13 protein-coding genes and 2 pseudogenes are annotated in these 16691 nt (G+C 61.4%); 7 read left to right on the top strand and 8 right to left on the bottom strand.

Features of this window, described 5'->3' with window-relative positions; genetic code table 11:
- The first annotated feature begins 120 nt into the window (after positions 1-120).
- Together pgi and AC0V7N_RS00915 are read left to right on the top strand one after the other, a co-directional pair.
- A pseudogene (gene pgi / locus AC0V7N_RS00920) lies at positions 121-1763 on the top strand (glucose-6-phosphate isomerase).
- A 5-nt stretch (positions 1764-1768) separates the two neighbouring features.
- Positions 1769-2490: pseudogene (locus AC0V7N_RS00915) on the top strand (HAD family hydrolase).
- A gap of 44 nt (positions 2491-2534) precedes the next feature.
- On the opposite strand, the gene AC0V7N_RS00910 reads toward AC0V7N_RS00915, so the two are convergent.
- The 3 genes from AC0V7N_RS00910 to AC0V7N_RS00900 form a co-directional block, all read right to left on the bottom strand.
- Positions 2535-3542, bottom strand: coding sequence for a hypothetical protein (locus tag AC0V7N_RS00910; protein WP_475453876.1), 1008 nt, complete (start codon positions 3540-3542; stop codon positions 2535-2537).
- Between the two features lie 206 nt (positions 3543-3748).
- A complete protein-coding gene (locus AC0V7N_RS00905) occupies positions 3749-4390 on the bottom strand; it encodes a class I SAM-dependent methyltransferase (protein WP_475460145.1) in 642 nt (213 codons plus the stop codon).
- Between the two features lie 71 nt (positions 4391-4461).
- Complete coding sequence (locus AC0V7N_RS00900; RefSeq protein WP_496627652.1) at positions 4462-6474, bottom strand: long-chain-fatty-acid--CoA ligase; 2013 nt, start codon at positions 6472-6474, stop codon at positions 4462-4464.
- 469 nt (positions 6475-6943) lie between these two features.
- On the opposite strand from AC0V7N_RS00900, the gene AC0V7N_RS00895 reads away from it, so the two are divergent.
- Genes AC0V7N_RS00895 through AC0V7N_RS00875 form a run of 5 tightly spaced genes read left to right on the top strand, consistent with a single transcriptional unit; the run spans position 6944 to position 12199 of the window.
- The gene (locus AC0V7N_RS00895) at positions 6944-8542 is read left to right on the top strand and encodes an ABC transporter substrate-binding protein (RefSeq protein ID WP_496627651.1); all 1599 of its coding nucleotides are present in this window, start codon (positions 6944-6946) and stop codon (positions 8540-8542) included.
- Between the two features lie 45 nt (positions 8543-8587).
- Positions 8588-9595, top strand: coding sequence for an ABC transporter permease subunit (locus AC0V7N_RS00890; RefSeq protein ID WP_027043625.1), 1008 nt, complete (start codon positions 8588-8590; stop codon positions 9593-9595).
- Between the two features lie 26 nt (positions 9596-9621).
- Positions 9622-10506, top strand: coding sequence for an ABC transporter permease subunit (locus AC0V7N_RS00885; RefSeq protein WP_475460142.1), 885 nt, complete (start codon positions 9622-9624; stop codon positions 10504-10506).
- Complete coding sequence (locus tag AC0V7N_RS00880; protein WP_475453872.1) at positions 10506-11372, top strand: ABC transporter ATP-binding protein; 867 nt, start codon at positions 10506-10508, stop codon at positions 11370-11372. The genes AC0V7N_RS00885 and AC0V7N_RS00880 overlap by 1 nt, the downstream gene beginning before the upstream one ends.
- Positions 11369-12199, top strand: coding sequence for a dipeptide ABC transporter ATP-binding protein (locus AC0V7N_RS00875; protein ID WP_496627650.1), 831 nt, complete (start codon positions 11369-11371; stop codon positions 12197-12199). Before AC0V7N_RS00880 ends, AC0V7N_RS00875 begins: the two co-directional genes overlap by 4 nt.
- A 134-nt stretch (positions 12200-12333) precedes the next feature.
- On the opposite strand, the gene AC0V7N_RS00870 is transcribed toward AC0V7N_RS00875, so the two are convergent.
- From AC0V7N_RS00870 to AC0V7N_RS00850, 5 genes are all read right to left on the bottom strand, one after another.
- A protein-coding gene (locus AC0V7N_RS00870) for an IS5 family transposase (RefSeq protein WP_475451259.1) occupies positions 12334-13103 on the bottom strand; the annotation gives its coding sequence in 2 pieces (ribosomal slippage) (positions 12334-12786 and positions 12789-13103; 768 coding nt in all).
- Between the two features lie 73 nt (positions 13104-13176).
- Positions 13177-13653 (bottom strand): GNAT family N-acetyltransferase, encoded by a 477-nt coding sequence (locus tag AC0V7N_RS00865; protein WP_475453869.1) that lies wholly within the window; start codon positions 13651-13653, stop codon positions 13177-13179.
- Between the two features lies 1 nt (position 13654).
- Entirely contained in the window at positions 13655-14944 is a 1290-nt protein-coding gene (locus tag AC0V7N_RS00860; protein ID WP_475453868.1) for a cysteine desulfurase-like protein, read from the bottom strand.
- Positions 14945-14991: 47 nt separating this feature from the next.
- Entirely contained in the window at positions 14992-15666 is a 675-nt protein-coding gene (locus AC0V7N_RS00855) for an amino acid ABC transporter permease (protein ID WP_027032891.1), read from the bottom strand.
- A 170-nt stretch (positions 15667-15836) separates the two neighbouring features.
- Positions 15837-16634 carry an ABC transporter substrate-binding protein gene (locus AC0V7N_RS00850; protein ID WP_475453866.1) on the bottom strand — a complete coding sequence of 266 codons (798 nt, stop codon included), beginning with the start codon at positions 16632-16634 and terminating at the stop codon, positions 15837-15839.
- Positions 16635-16691 lie beyond the last annotated feature (57 nt).

Here is a 16691-nt window from a genome sequence, read left to right as displayed (position 1 = left end):
CGCTGCGTCACCGCCGCGTATTGACCGCACGGAATTCGGCTCAATAGGTTTGTCGCGACGACACGCGCCGGAAACATCCGGTCTGATAGAGTGCGTCGAAAAAGCCAGGAGTCCCCGCCAGTGGATAAGTCAGCCTTCCAGAAACAGCTTGCCGCCTTGCGCGACCATCGCGCTGCGGCACCTGCCAGCATGCGCCAGGCCTTCGCCGCCGATCCGCAGCGGTTCCAGACATTCTCCGCCATCGACGACAATTTGCTGCTCGACTGGTCGAAATGCGCCGTCGACGCGACCACCATGGACTTGCTGGAAAAGCTCGCTGGCGCCGCCGATCTCGAAGGCCGCCGCGCCGCCATGTTCGCCGGCAAGAAGATCAACATCACCGAAGACCGCGCCGTGCTGCACACGGCGCTGCGCAATCTCAGCGGCAAGGGTGTCACGGTCGATGGCCAGGACGTCAAGGCGGATGTCCTTTCCGTGCTCGACGCGATGGGCGCCTTTGCCGATGCCATCCGCTCCGGCAAGGCGGCCGGCGCCACCGGCAAGAAGATCACCGACATCGTCAACATCGGCATTGGCGGCTCCGACCTCGGCCCGGCCATGGCGACGCTGGCGCTCGCCCCCTATCATGACGGGCCGCGCGCACACTATGTCTCCAACATCGACGGCGCCCATATTCATGACACGCTGAAGGGCCTGTCCGCCGAAACCACGCTGTTCATCATCGCCTCCAAGACCTTCACCACGGTCGAGACGATGACCAATGCGCAGACGGCGCGCGACTGGGTGCAGAAGGCGCTCGGCAAGCAGGCGGTCGGCAAGCATTTCGCCGCCGTCTCGACGGCGCTCGACCTGGTGGCCAAGTTCGGCATCGAATCCGATCGCGTCTTCGGCTTCTGGGACTGGGTCGGCGGCCGCTATTCGGTCTGGGGCGCGATCGGCCTGCCGGTCATGATCGCCGTCGGCCCGAGGAATTTTCGCGCTTTCCTCGATGGCGCCCACGAAATGGACGAGCATTTCCGCACCGCGCCGATCGCCAAGAACCTGCCCGCGCTGCTCGGGCTGGTCGGCTGGTGGCATCGCGTGATCTGCGGCTATCCGGCCCGCGCGGTCATCCCCTACGATCAGCGCCTGTCCCGGCTGCCGGCCTATCTGCAGCAGCTCGACATGGAATCGAACGGCAAGGGCGTCACTCTCGACGGCACGCCGGTGACGACACCGACCGGGCCGCTGGTCTGGGCGAGCCCGGCACCAATGGCCAGCATGCTTTCTTCCAGCTGCTGCACCAGGGCACCGATTTCATCCCGGTCGAGTTTCTCGCCGCGGCCGTTGGCCACGAGCCGGAGCTCAAGCACCAGCATGACCTGTTGCTCGCCAACTGCCTGGCGCAGTCGGAAGCACTGATGAAGGGCCGCACCCTGGACGAGGCACGCGCGCAGATGCTGTCCAAGGGTATGAAGCCGGCCGATGTCGACAAGATCGCGCCGCATCGCGTCTTCTCCGGCAACCGGCCTTCGGTGACCATCCTCTATCGCAAGCTCGACCAGCGCACCTTCGGCCGGCTGATCGCGCTCTATGAGCACCGCGTCTTCGTCGAGGGGGCGCTGTTCAACATCAATTCCTTCGACCAGTGGGGCGTCGAGTTGGGCAAGGAACTGGCGACCGGCCTTTTGCCTGTCGTCGAGGGCAAGGAAAGTGCCGCCAAGCGTGACGCATCGACGGCTGGCCTTGTGGGATACATCCACCAATTGCGTGCTTCGGAGTGAAAAGTTTGGCAGACATCAAGGGCATACTGTTCGACAAGGACGGGACACTTGTCGACTTCAACGCGACCTGGCTTGGCGTCGCCGACTTCATGGCCATGGATGCCTCCGACGGCGATCGCTGGAAGGCCGACAGGCTGCTCGCGGCGGCCGGTTTCGATTTTGCCAACCGGCGCTTCAAGCCTGACTCGATCTTTGCCTCCGGCACCAATCTCGACGTTGTCGAACTGTGGTTTCCGCGCCTGTCGAACGAAGACCAGATGCTTGCCGTCGCCCGCTTCAACGAGATCACCTCGGTGCAGGGTTCGACGATGGCGGTGGCGCTGCCGGGCATCGTCGACACCTTGGCGGTGCTGCACAAAGATCCTACCGGCTGGGCGTCGCCACCAATGATTCCACCAGCGGTGCGGAAAAAACCTTGGTGACGCTCGGCGTCGCACAGCTGTTCGACGCCGCCTATGGCTACGACGCGGTGGCCAATCCCAAACCCGCGCCCGACACCATCCAGGCCTTTTGCGACCTCACTGGCCTGAGAGCGGCGGAGATCGCCATGGTCGGCGACAACCGCCACGATCTCGAAATGGCGCGCGCCGGCGGCTGCGGCCTGGCCGTAGGCGTGCTCTCCGGCACCGGCACGCGCGAATCGCTGGCCGAGATCGCCGACGTCATCCTGGATTCGGTTGCCGACCTGCCGGACTTTCTTTCGGCGCGGGTTAGGGAGACGGTCTAACCGCCAGGGTCATTTCTCCCTGGCACAGGCCGCCTTCTGCAATCCTATTCGACCATTACCTGGATACAGTTGATGGTCGAATTTTCGATCGCGGCCAGTTTGGTCAGCAGGTCCAGGCGGATCATCTCGACAGTCCGGTCCGGAAGAACACCTTCCACGGTCAGCCTGATATCATGCCAGCCCTCGACGTAGCGCACGGTGACGCCTTCGACACACAGGCGATGGACACGACGCTCCTCCGTGACTTCAGGCATGTTCGAGTGAGGCACGTCGGGCGTGTACAATGTTTCGAGCAAGTCTATTCGAGGATTGGGGCCGAGTTCGCGAAGACATTTGGCGCGAAAACCGTCACTGTCCTCTTGTCTGCCGCTGGCGCGATCTGAAAGACGGCGGCGAAGCCAGAAGAGATGATTTCGACGGCCATCATCTCGAACGAATGCAAATCGCGGCCAGAGTCGCTTGGTAAGGCGCTCCCAACGACCTGCATTGATGTCCAGCCGCCAATCGTCGATGTTCTCGACCACGTCAGGCCATCGTGGGTCACAGATGAGCCCGCCGCGAACCAGGAGTGCGCCACCATCTTCCACAAATTCCGATGCGTGCTTGTAAATCCACGGCGGAGTTTCGCCAGTCGTATTAAAGCGGCTAACACCATAGCTTGCTGTGTCCAACACAAGCACTTGCGCCTTTTGACCGCGAATATTCGGATAAGATAGGTTCCCCACTATAAATATGCGGTCGTCGACAAGATCTGCTGTGTGGAAGTCGGTCGGCGGGAAAATGTCGTCCGAGTAGCCGAAAATCTCGGTTCCGCCCCCAGGATGCCTCACGATCACATCGTTGTAGATGTAAAAGTCTGCATCGTACCAATCTTCGTACTCGCCGCCGATTCTGACAAGGCGGCCATCTGGCAGCGTCGTCTCAGTGTGGCCGTATCGGCTGAAGCTCCAGCACGGGCCCGCATCCTCTGAACGCGGGCCAGTGAATGCTTTGTTCAGATGATGACCAGCCAGACGCTGCTCAATTGCCCATACCCAGACGGGGTTGGTCATAGGTTCGGGATTGCCTGAGCCTCGAATGGGCGAACGAAACTGCGAAAACAGGTCTTGGTCTATGTACGCGGGTGATTTGATCAAATTCAAGCGGGGCTAACGAGGCTTCTACATCGAGCCGATACCCATGATTAAAATATAGCGTCAACAGGATCGTCTGCAAGGGTCGAACCCAGTATTCGATTGATTTGGTTTTGAGCCGGGCGTCAGCGTTCTTCTGCCTCAAAGGAAAAGACCCCGCTTGGTTTTGCAGCAACTCCCTTCGCGTCGCCGAAATCCGGCACTTGATATTCAGCGAGCAACCGCAGCCGCGACAGCGGTAGATCGGCACGACGGGGATCGCCGACCAGTACATCGATGCCGGCCGCCAGGCATCGATCGAGGAATGGGGTAACTAGCAGAGCAACCTCAGGGCTGTAGAATACGTCGCCCGCGAGCACGAGGTCGACTGCCGGCGGTGGATCCGTGGTGATATCCTTGCCGACAATGGTGATCTCGACCCCGTTCGCTGCGGCATTGAGACCAATAGCGGCAATGCCATTGCGGTCGATCTCGGCGGCAATCACGTCAACCGCGCCGGCCTTCGCGGCGGCAATCCCGACAATGCCGGAGCCAGCTCCCAGGTCCAGCACGCGGCGGCCCGCCACGCTCACTGGATGGTCGAGGATGTAGCGCGCCAGCACGGTGCCGCCGGCCCAGGCATAGGCCCAATAGGGCGGCTGCGGTTCCGGCGTATCTTCGTCAGTATCGTTGTCGTCTTCGGATCCGAGAAGCCGTCTCAACCCGCTGCCTGGATGGGCGGCGTAAAGCCGGATTTCGGGAAGCGCCGGCACGCTGACAAGGCGCATGTTCGCCTTGATGAATTCAGCCGGGTCGAGCCGCGAGTCCCGATTGAGCGCATTGTCTTCAGCAGCATCCACTATTCGCGCAGCGCCCGCCGTAGGATCTTGCCGACCGGTGTCTTCGGCAATTCGGTCCTGAACTCGATATATTTGGGCCGCTTGTAGCCGGTCAGATTCTCGCGGCAAAAAGCGGTGATGGCTTCAGCGGTCAGGGCCGGGTCCTTCTTGACGATGAACAGCTTCGGCACTTCACCGGAATGCTCGTCCGGCACGCCGATGGCCGCGACTTCGAGCACGCCCGGATGCATGGCCACGACCTCTTCGAGCTCGTTCGGATAGACGTTGAAGCCCGAGACCAGGATCATGTCCTTCTTGCGGTCGACGATCTTGGTGTAGCCACGCTCGTCCATGAAGCCCATATCGCCGGACTTGAAGTAGCCGTCCTTGGTCATCACCTTGGCGGTCTCGTCAGGCCGGTTCCAGTAGCCCGCCATCACCTGCGGTCCCCTGATGCAGATTTCGCCGACCTCGCCGAGCGGCAAATTATTGCCGTCGTCGTCGCGGATAGCGATTTCCGTCGAGGGCAGGGGCAGGCCGATCGTGCCGGTAAAGTCGCCGGAACTGAACTTGTTGGCGGTGGCCACCGGCGAGGTTTCCGAGAGGCCGTAGCCTTCAGTGACAGGGCAACCGGTCAACGCCTTCCAGCGTTCGGCGACGCCCTTTTGCACCGCCATGCCGCCGCCCAGTGTCAGCACCAGCGGCTTGAAGTCGAGTTTGCGGAAGTCCTCATTGTTGAGCAGCGCGTTGAACAGCGTGTTGAGGCCCGGAAAGACATGGGTCGGATACTTTGCCAGTTCCTTGACGAAGCCGGGGATATCGCGCGGGTTGGGAATGAGTACGTTGCGGGCGCCTTGCTGCATGCCCATCAGTGCGTTCACGGTCAGCGCGAAGATATGGTAGAGCGGCAGCGCGCAGATGAAGTTCGGGTGCGCGGGTTTCGGCTTGATCGTATAGGCGTCTTCCATCCACTGCGCGTTCTGCACGACATTGGAGAGCACATTGCTGTGCAGCAGCGTGGCGCCCTTCGACACGCCCGTGGTGCCGCCCGTATATTGCAGGAAGGCGACATCGTCGGCTGCAACCTTGACCGGCTTGAAGCCAAGGCCGGCGCCGGCCTTCACCGCCACGTTGAACTTGACGTGCCCGGGCAGCGACCATGCCGGCACCATCTTCTTCACGCGGCGCACGACGAAGTTGACGATCGTCCCCTTGAGGCCGCCAAGCATGTCGCCCATGGCCGCCACCACGACATGCTTGACCGCGGTCCTGGCGATTACCGCCTGCAAGGTGTTGGCGAAGTTTTCCAGAATGACGATGGCTTGTGCACCGGAATCCTTGAGCTGGTGCTCCAGCTCGCGCGGCGTGTACAGAGGATTGATGTTCACCACGACATAGCCGGCGCGCAGGATGCCCATCATCGCCACCGGATATTGCAGAACGTTGGGCATCATCAGCGCGACGCGCGCACCCTTTTGCAGCCCCTTCGATTGCAGATAAGCACCGAAGGCCGCCGACAGCTGCTCGACATCGGCGTAGCTGATGGATTTGTCCATGCAGGTGAAGGCCGGCTGGGCGGAAAATTGCTTGCAGGCGCCGACCAGGAAATCGCCGATCGAACTGTAGGGCAACACACCGATTTCGGCCGGCACATTTTTTGGATAGCTCTTGAGCCATGGCTTTTCGGGCAGGCCGGCGGCAAGTTCCGTGAGTGCCTTCGGCAGCCGCTTGGTGGCGGCCGGCGCCGTTTTTGACGTCGGCGCTGCGTTTGCTGGCGATGCGGCCCTCGTTGCCCCAGCCTTCGTGGGAGAAGTCTTTGCTGGAGAAGTCTTTGTCGGGGTGGCTTTCGTCGCCGGCTTCGCAGCGGCCTTGGCGGTGACCGCTGCCTTTGCCGCAGGTGCCGTCTTGGCAGGCTTTGCGTCTGTCTTGGCGGTCGCGGCCTTGGCAGCAGCTTTACCTTGCCCGTCGGCGGCGGCTGGTTTCGAAACTGCCTTGGCCGACGCTTTCACCGGCGCCTTAGATGCTTTTGCCACCCGTTCCTCCCTAGCAATTCTTGTTCGCCCGTTTCTGGGTCGCCTGTGCCGCGCCCGCCTCCGAATGACAGAGACGTCCTCCGCTGCCGCCAGCATATCCATCTATGTATGGCCTCTATCGGCGGCGGTGCAAGTCTTGCCCTTGCGGCAAGGCGCCGAAAGATTTGCCGTCGAAAATCTTTCCCGCCGGCGACACTTGGAACCGGTCTCTTCCACATCCGTGGCAGGATGAAGACGGGGCGCGACATCGATGTCGCCAGATGCCAGATCAATAAAAAAATGCGGTCGTTAATAATATTGTGAATGGAAAAAACTGCTAATTTTTTCTGCCATTTAGCAAAATCGCGGATTTTTTTCCTGCTTCCCGAGGGGTAAGCAAACGGGGTGTTCCAAAGCCGTAAAAACGGTGCTTATATGCGCGCTTCGCGAGCCTGATAGAGGGGCTTGGAAGAACATCAGGGAGTGCTCAATGAAAAAGAAACTCGCTTTTGCGGCCGCGTTGCTGGCCGCAAGCGTCCTGGGCGGCATGGCCAATGCAAAGACGCTTGTCTATTGCTCGGAAGCGTCGCCTGCCAATTTTGATCCGGGTACCACGACCGGCGGCAACGATTTCGATGCCTCGTCGCGTACCGTCTATTCGCGTCTGGTCGAGTTCAAGCATGGCGGCACCGAGGTCGAGCCCGGCCTCGCCGACAAGTGGGAAATCTCGGACGACGGCCTGGTCTACACTTTCCACCTGCATCCGGGCGTGAAGTTCCAGACCACCGACTATTTCAAGCCGACGCGCGACCTCAACGCCGACGACGTCGTCTTCTCCTTCGATCGCCAGTTCAACAAGGAAAACCCCTGGAACGGCGACAAGTATCTGCCCAACCTGACCTGGGACTACTACACCGGCATGGACATGCCGAAATACGTCGCCAAGTGGGAAAAGGTCGACGACCTGACCGTCAAGCTGACGCTGACCGAGCCGAACGCGCCGATGCTGGCCAACCTCGGCATGGACTTCGCCTCGATCGTCTCGAAGGAATATGCCGACCAGCTGGCGAAGGACGGCAAGATGGCCGATTTCTCGACCAAGCCGATCGGCACTGGTCCGTTCCAGTTCGTCGACTATCAGCTGGATTCGGTCATCCGCTACGCGGCCAACCCGGACTATTTCAAGGGCAAGGAGAAGATCGACGATCTCGTCTTCGCCATCACGCCTGACGCGACCGCCCGCATCCAGAAGGTGCTTGCCGGCGAATGCGACATCGCGCCCTATCCGAACCCGGCCGACATCGCCACCATCAAGGCCAACAAGGACGTGACCCTGATGGATCAGGCCGGCCTGAACATCGGCTATATGAGCTACAACACCACCATCCCGCCGCTCGACAAGCCTGAGGTGCGCCATGCGCTCAACCAGGCGATCGATCGGGCATCGCTGATCAAGTCGCTGTTCCAGGATGCCGGCGCAACGCCTGCCGAAAACCTGATCCCGCCGACCATGTGGTCGTGGAACAAGGACGTGAAAACGGACTCCTATGATCCGGATGCGGCCAAGAAGGTTCTGGCTGCTGCCGGGCTGACGGAAATCCAGCTCTGGGCTTCCGATCGCGTTCGCCCGTACAACCCGAACTTCCAGCGCGCCGCCGAACTGATCCAGGCCGACTGGGCCAAGGTCGGCGTCAAGGCGGAGATCGTCAACTACGAGTGGACCAAGTATCGCTCGGAAGGCAAGAAGAAGGACCGTCCAGGCGCCTTCCAGATCGGCTGGACCGGCGACAATGGCGATCCGGACAACTTCTTCGCCACGCTCTTCGCTTGCAACGCCATCGGCGTGTCGAACTACTCGAGCTGGTGCGACAAGGACTTCGAGGATCTGATCCAGAAGGCCAAGAAGACCAGCGACCAGGGCGAGCGTTCCAAGCTCTATGAGCAGGCGCAGGTGATCTTCGCCAAGGAGGCGCCCGCCTTCCTGCTGGTCCATAGCCAGGTCTATGCAGTCGTGCGCAAGAATGTCAGCGGTTTCATGATGGACCCGCTCGGCATTCACCGCTTCGACGGCGTTGACAAGGCCGAATAAGACTATAGAGCGGGGCGGCGCAATGAAGCGCCGCCCCCCTACATCATGCTAAAATATATCCTCCACCGAATTGCACTTTTGATCCCGACGCTTGTCGGCATCACGATCTGCGCCTTTGCGTTCGTCAGGCTGCTGCCCGGCGATCCTATCCTAGCCATGGCCGGCGAACACGGCGTGGCGCCGGCGCGCTACGAAGAACTCAAGGAGCAGTTCGGCTACAATCTGCCGATCTGGCAGCAATATGCGCGCTATGTCGGTGAGGTCGTGACCGGTGATTTCGGCGTCTCGATTTCGTCCAAGCGCCCGGTGCTCGAAGAGTTCAAGACGCTCTTCCCGGCGACGCTGGAACTGTCATTCTTCGCCATGATTTTTGCCATGGTGCTCGGCATTCCGGCCGGCATCTTCGCGGCGATCAAGCGTGGCTCGTGGTTCGACCAGTCGCTGATGGGCACGGCGCTCGTCGGCTACTCCATGCCGATCTTCTGGTGGGGCCTGCTGCTGATCATCTTTTTCTCCGGCTATCTCGGCTGGACGCCGGTTAACGGCCGCATCGACCTGCAGTACTTCTTCAAGCCGATAACCGGCTTCATGACCATCGACACCTTGCTCTACGGCAAATGGGATGCATTTCGCTCGGTATTGCGCCATCTGGTGCTGCCGACAATTGTGCTCGGCACCATTCCGCTGGCTGTGATAGCGCGCCAGACGCGCTCCGCCATGCTCGAGGTGCTGGGCGAGGACTACGTGCGGACTGCCCGAGCCAAAGGGCTTTCGTCGGCCCGAGTCATCGGCGTGCATGCTCTGCGCAATGCACTCATCCCGGTGGTCACCACCATCGGCCTGCAGGTTAGCACGCTGCTCGCCGGCGCCATCCTTACCGAAACGATCTTCTCCTGGCCGGGCATCGGCAGGTGGATGGTCGAATCCATATCCAAGCGCGACTATGTTGTCGTGCAGTCTGGCCTGCTCTTGATCGCCCTTATCGTCATGGCCGTGAACCTGATCGTCGATGTACTCTATGCCGTTATCAACCCTCGCATAAGGGCGGCGTGATGAGCCAGTCGACCGAAATCGCCCCGATGGCCGCCGGCAGCTCGGATCGCCTCACCGGTCTCCGGACCTTCTGGTATTATTTCTCGGTGAACCGCGGCGCCGTCATCGGCCTGTTCGTCTTCATCCTGCTGGTCCTGGCGGCGCTGTTTGCGCCGCTGCTGGCTCCCTATGCACCCGACATCCAGGACAAGACCGCATTCCTGCGGCCTCCGGCATGGCAGGACGGCGGCTCGACACAATATCTGCTCGGCACCGATCCGGTCGGGCGCGACATCCTCTCGCGCCTGCTCTACGGCGCGCGCTTCTCGCTGCTGATCGGCGCGGTCGTGGTCACGCTGGCGCTCACCGGCGGCATCACGCTTGGCCTGCTGGCCGGCTATTTCCGCGGCTGGGTCGACGTGGCGATCATGCGCGTCATGGACCTCATCCTGGCTTTCCCGTCGCTGTTGCTGGCGCTGGTGATGGTCACCATCCTTGGCCCTGGCCTGTTCAATGCGATGCTGGCCATCGCGCTCGTCCTGCAGCCGCATTTCGCCCGGCTGGTGCGCGCGGCCGTCATGGCGGAGAAAAGCCGTGAATATGTCGTCGCCGCCAAGGTCGCGGGGGCGGGCCATACCAGGCTGATGCTTCGCACTATCCTGCCCAATTGCCTGGCGCCGCTGATCGTCCAGGCGACCTTGTCGTTCTCCAACGCCATTCTTGAAGCGGCAGCGCTCGGCTTCCTCGGCCTTGGCGCCCAGCCGCCGACGCCCGAATGGGGAACCATGCTCGCCTCGGCGCGCGAATTCATCCTGCGCGCCTGGTGGGTCGTCACCTTCCCCGGCCTTGCCATCCTGATCACCGTGCTCGCCATCAACCTTGTCGGCGACGGCCTGCGCGACGCGCTCGACCCCAAGCTCAGGAGGTCGTGATGGCGTTGCTCGACATCCAGAACCTCGTCGTCGAATTCCAGACCGCGTCCGGCCCGTTCCGCGCCGTCGATGGCGTCTCGCTCCATGTCGACGAACGCGAAGTGCTCGCCATCGTTGGCGAATCCGGCTCCGGCAAGTCGGTGTCGATGCTGGCCGTGATGGGCCTGTTGCCGTGGACGGCCAAGGTCACCGCCGACAAGATGAGCTTTGGCGGACGCGATCTCCTGAAATTAGGCCCTGCCGAGCGGCGCAAGATCGTCGGCAAGGACATGTCGATGATCTTCCAGGAGCCGATGGCCAGCCTCAATCCCTGCTTCACGGTTGGCTTCCAGATCGAGGAAGTGTTGCGCTTCCACATGGGCATGGACAAGGCCCAGCGCCGGGCGCGCGCCATCGAGCTTCTGCAGCAGGTCGGTATTGCCGAACCGGCGGAACGGCTGAACTCGTTTCCGCACCAGATGTCGGGCGGCCAGTGCCAGCGCGTCATGATCGCCATCGCCATTGCCTGCAATCCGAAGCTCCTGATCGCCGACGAGCCGACGACTGCATTGGACGTCACCATCCAGAAGCAGATCCTCGATCTCCTGGTCTCGCTGCAGGCCAAATACGGCATGGGCCTGATCATGATCACCCACAATATGGGCGTGGTGGCGGAGACCGCCGACCGCGTCATCGTCCAGTACAAGGGCCGCAAGATGGAAGAGGCCGACGTGCTGTCGCTGTTCGAAAGTCCGAAGAGCAACTACACACGCGCGCTGCTTGCGGCGCTGCCCGAAAATGCCGTCGGCGACAGGCTGCCGACCGTCTCCGACATGCTGTTCGAGCCGGCGCCCCAGGAAATTAGTACGACTGGAGCCAGCGCATGACCATTGTTGTCGAAGGCAAGGACATCAAGCGCGACTACCATGTCGGCGGCGGGCTGTTCCGCGGCGCGCGCACCGTGCATGCGGTGAAGGGCGTGTTCTTCAGTGTCGAGAAGGGCAAGACGCTGGCCATCGTCGGCGAATCGGGCTGCGGCAAGTCCACGCTCGCGCGTATCATCACCTTGATCGATCCGGCGACTTCGGGTGAACTGTTCATCGACGGCAACAAGGTCGACATCGCTAAAAATGGGCTCTCCAAGGAGATGCGCCGCAAGGTGCAGATCGTCTTCCAGAACCCTTACGGGTCGCTGAACCCGCGCCAGAAGATCGGCGACGTTCTCGGCGAGCCGCTTTTGATCAACACCGACAAGTCGGCCGAGGAACGGCGCGACCTCGCCATGAAGATGCTGAAGAAGGTTGGGCTCGGACCGGAGCATTACAATCGCTACCCGCATATGTTCTCGGGCGGCCAGCGCCAGCGCATCGCCATCGCCCGCGCGCTGATGCTCAATCCGAGCCTGCTGGTGCTGGACGAGCCGGTCTCGGCTCTCGATCTGTCGGTGCAGGCGCAGGTGCTCAACCTGCTCGCCGACCTGCAGGACGAATTCCAGCTGACCTATGTCTTCATCAGCCACGATCTGTCCGTGGTGCGCTACATCGCCGACGATGTGATGGTGATGTATTTCGGCGAGGCGGTCGAATACGGCTCGCGCGAGGAGGTCTTTTCAGACCCCAAACACAGCTACACCAGGACATTGTTCGCCGCGACACCGCGCGCCGACGTCGCCTCGATCAAGGCGAGACTGGCGAAGAAGAAGGCGGCGGCCTGACTCTGGACGTCGCTGCCTTCTGGTGAGGGCAAACTAGAGCAATTCCAGGAAAAGTGTGAGCGGTTTTCCGTCTGGAATTGCGTCAAAGCAAAGAGTTAGAGCGGTTCGCCGTTTCCATGAAACGGTGAAACGCTCTAGGCCATAGACTCATTAAATCGGCACCAGATACGAAAAGAAGCGAGTTTGACGCTTGCAAGGAAGTTATCGTCGCGCTTGTCGTATCGTGTGGCAACGGCTCGGAAGTGCTTGAGTTTGTTGAAGAAGCGTTCGACGAGGTTTCGAAAGCGATATAGCCACGGGCTGAATGCGGGGATATTTTTGCGGTTCGGCATCGGCTTGATGTTAGCCCAAGCGCCGCGTTGCTTGAGGCTGGCGCGCAATTCGTCTGCGTCATAGGCGCGGTCAGCAAGCAGAATTTGGCCGTCGCCCAAACCGCCCAACATCTCCCGGGCGCTGCGGCCGTCATGGGCTTGTCCCTCGGTCAGCTTGAGGGCGATCGGTAGTCCCTCGGCGTCAACGAGCGCATGGATCTTGGTCGTCAGGCCGCCCCGCGAGCGACCCACGCAACGGGATCGGCCATCTTTTTTTGGGCGTTTGCACCATGCTGATGGACGCGGATCGAGGACGAGTCGATCATTTGGATGTCCCCATCGTAAGCCTTTGAAACGGCATCCAGAAGCCGGTCCCAGACACCCGCTCGACGCCATCGGTTGAAGCGGTTGACGCAGGTCGTGTGCGGCCCGTAGCGTGCCGGGATGTCTGCCCATGGCGCTCCAGTCCGAAGCCGCCAGAAGATGCCGTTCAAAACCCGCCGATCATCAACCCGCGCTACCCCGCGCACCTTGTTTGGCAACAACGGTTCGATAGTCGACCACTCGAAATCCGTCAGATCAAAACGTGCCATATCAAACCTCCTCAACTACGAAGGTTGAATCATTCATCGCACGTTTTGGGAATCCCCCTTATGGGTCTATGACCTAGACGGGTGCCTCAGGCATCAGCGTCTTGGCGAGCAGGACATTGGCGTGGCCGCGCGGAAAGTCCTCGAGTTGCACCAGCCGCTGAAATCCATGCTTTTCATAGAAGTTCGGCGCCTGGAAGGTGAAGGACGCGAGATGGATGACATGGCACCCGCGCAGCCGAGCCTCCTGTTCTGCGGCTGCAAGGAGGCGCGAGCCGAGGCCTTTGCCACGCTCGCTGTCGGCGATCCATAGCGTCTTGATTTCGCATACGCCCGCCCAACTGTGCCCGTGGAGACCTGCGTAGATCGTCCCGTCATTCCTCTTCAGGAAGATCGACAAATAGCGGCCGTCATCGACGCCGGTCGCAACGACGTTGAAGCCGTAAAGGCCATCTTCCAGGGCGACAATGTCCTCTGGCGTCGGTTCGCTGAGGACAACAAGAGATGTCGCCCCGTTCGCGCTCTCATCATCGGTGTCGCCAAGACCAGTCATGTCACGACAGTTTCGCGATAATCGCCCGCAGCGCCTCGCCGAAGCGGCGGATTTCCTCGACCGTGTTGTAGTGGACCAGCGAGGCGCGGATAGCGCCGCTGTCCATCGACAGGTTGAGGCGCTTCATCAGCCGTGGCGCGTACATGTGGCCGTCGCGGATGCCGATCTGCATCTCGGCCATTTCCTCGACGATCCGCTGCGGTGAGAGCTTGCCGATGTTGAAGCAGAAGGTCGGCACGCGCTCGTTGATGCGCGCCTCGTCGGCGACGCCATAGATGGTCGCGCCGCAACTTTTCAGTACTGCGAGCATCTCGCGCGCCAGAACCAGCTCATAGTCGCGGATGGCGCCCATGCCGGCGACGATGTTTTCGCGCCGCGAGCGGTTGTTGGAGGGTGCGAGATTGCGGCCGATCAGTTCCAGATACTGCACGGCGGCATCCATGCCGGAGACATTCTCGTAGATGAAGGTGCCGGCCTCGACCTTGTAGGGCGGCTCGTCGGGGATGAAATCCTCGCGAAAAGTCGGCAGCCGCTTCAGCGTGTCGAAGCGGCCCCACAGGAAGCCCATATGCGGCGAGAAATTCTTGTAACCGGAGCAGACGAGATAGTCGCAATCCCAGGCCTGAACGTCGATCAGCCCGTGCGGCCCGTAATGCACGCAGTCGAGGAACACTTCCGCGCCAGCCGCATGAGCGATCTCAGCCACTGAGGCGACATCGACGATTGAGCCGATCGAATGTGCCGTCACCGTGCAGGCGACAAGACGGGTGCGGTCGGACACCAGGGGGCGCAGATCGTCGACATGCAGATTGCCGTCCTCGCGCATCCGCCACCACTTGAATTTGGCGCCGACGGATTCCAGCGCCAGCCATGTCGCGATGTTGGCATCGTGATCCATGTCGGTGATGACGATCTCGTCGCGTTCCCCCTCTGAATCTCTGGCAAGCATCTGGCCGATGCCGAGGCTGACCAGGCGGATGAACGACGTGGCGTTCATGCCGAAGCAGATTTCCGCCGGGCTATAGGCGTTGATCAGCAGCGCCACGCTGGTCCGGGCATCGGCGACCGACTGGTCGACGGTGACGCTGCGGCCATAGCGGCCGCCGCGCTGCACATTGTGCGAAACCAGATGGTTGGTCACCGCGTCGAGCACGCTCTGCGGGATCTGCGCGCCGGCGGCATTGTCCAGGAAGATGAAATCGCCGGCCCGCTGCAGAGCGGGAAACATGGCGCGGATGGTGTCGACGGGGAACGCTGAGGCGTTCGCTGTTTCGGTCTGGTGCTTGTTCACGGGGTAAGCTCCTACAAGAACTTGGGCGAGTGGATTGGTTGGCGATGTCAGCGCGTCTTCTCGGTCTTGAAGCGGTCTTCGAGCAGGCTGACGAGGCGCACCATCGGCCAGAGGAAGATCAGATAGACCAGCGCCGCGCCGATCAGCGGCGAGGGGTTGGCGTAGAGCGACTGCGCGTTGGTCGCTTCCTTCAAGAGTTCCGGCAGCGCCACGGTCGAGGCGAGCGAGGTGTCCTTGAACATCGAGACGCAGTTGCTGGTCATCGGCGGGATGACCACGCGGATCGCCTGCGGCAGCACCACCTTGCGCAACGTCAAAAGGAACGGCAGGCCAAGCGCCTGCGACGCCTCGAACTGGCCTTTCGGAATGCTCTCTATGCCGGAACGGAACACTTCGGCCGAATAGGCCGACATGATGAAGGCAAACGCCGTCACCGCGGACGCCCAGGACGACAGGCGGATGCCGAGGAAGGGCAGCGCGTAATAGATCAGGATCAGCACCACCAGCACCGGCAGGGCGCGAAAAATGTCGGTATAGCCGACCGCCAGCCAGCGCAGCGGCTTCGGCGCATAGAGCCGCACCAGGCTGATCCCCAGGCCGATGGGGATACCGATGCCGATGCTCAGGATACCGAGCAGCAGCGTGTTCAGGAAACCGCGCAGCAGCGCCGGCAGGCTGGACATGATGACATCGGGATTGAAGAAGGTGTCGATCAGCGACATGGGAGCGTTCCCGAACTGTTTTGTGTCCCGCGACGCCAGAGCAAAGGGTGCTCCAGTTAAAACCAAACGACGTCGCCTACGGTGAGGCGGTCTGTGCGGCAGCAGGCGCTAGAGCGTGAAATGAATCGTGCCGGCCTGGAAAAGCCGGCACGATTTCAGTGCGTCGCCACTCAGGCCTTCGGCAGCGGCATTTCCTTCACCGTCGAGGAATCGGCCGGCGCGTCGCTGCCGAACCACTTCTTGTGGATCGCGGCCAGCGTGCCGTCCTTCTTCATCGCCGTCAGCGCGTCGTTCAGCTTGCCGAGCAGCGGATGGTCCTTGGTCATCATCAGCCCGTACTGTTCGCCGGTCTTGATGCGCTGCTTGACCTTCAGGTCCTTCATCTTGGTGAAGGAATATTCCATGCCCGGAATGTCGCTGACGGCGGCGTCGACGCGGCCGGCGCTGAGGTCGAGCAGCAGGTTCTGCTGCGTGTCGTAGCCCTTAACGTCGCTGAAGCCGTCGGCTTCCTGATGCGCCTTGACCCAGGTCTCGCCGGTCGAGCCGGAGAGCACGCCGACGATCTTGCCCTTGAGATCGGCCTCGGTGTTAACAGCGCTGTCGGTCTTCGTCGCGATGCCCATGTCGGAATCATAATAGGGCTGCGTGAACGACTGCGACTTCAGCCGCTCCGCCGTGATGGTGATCGACGAGATGGCGACGTCGATGCGCTTCGACGTGGTAGCGGCGAACAGCGCCTGGAAGCCGAGATCGGCGATATCGGTGGTCATGCCGATGCGCTTGGCCGCTTCGTTGACGATGTCGACTTCAAAGCCTTCGAAAGTACCGCTCTCGTTCTTGTATTCGAAGGGCGGATTGGTCGGGTAGGCGCCGACATTGAGCACATCGGCGGCAAAGGCGGTGGCAGGGCCGGCGGTGATGCCGATGGCAGCGGCGAGCAGGATGAGATTGCGACGGTTGAGCTTCATTGGTGTTCCCTCTGGGGTATTCCCTCTGGTTGTTGATCGGACGGGGCTGGCCCCGCA

The sequence above is a fragment of the Mesorhizobium kamtschaticum genome (assembly GCF_056174585.1).
This window is presented reverse-complemented; position numbering and strand designations above follow the sequence as displayed.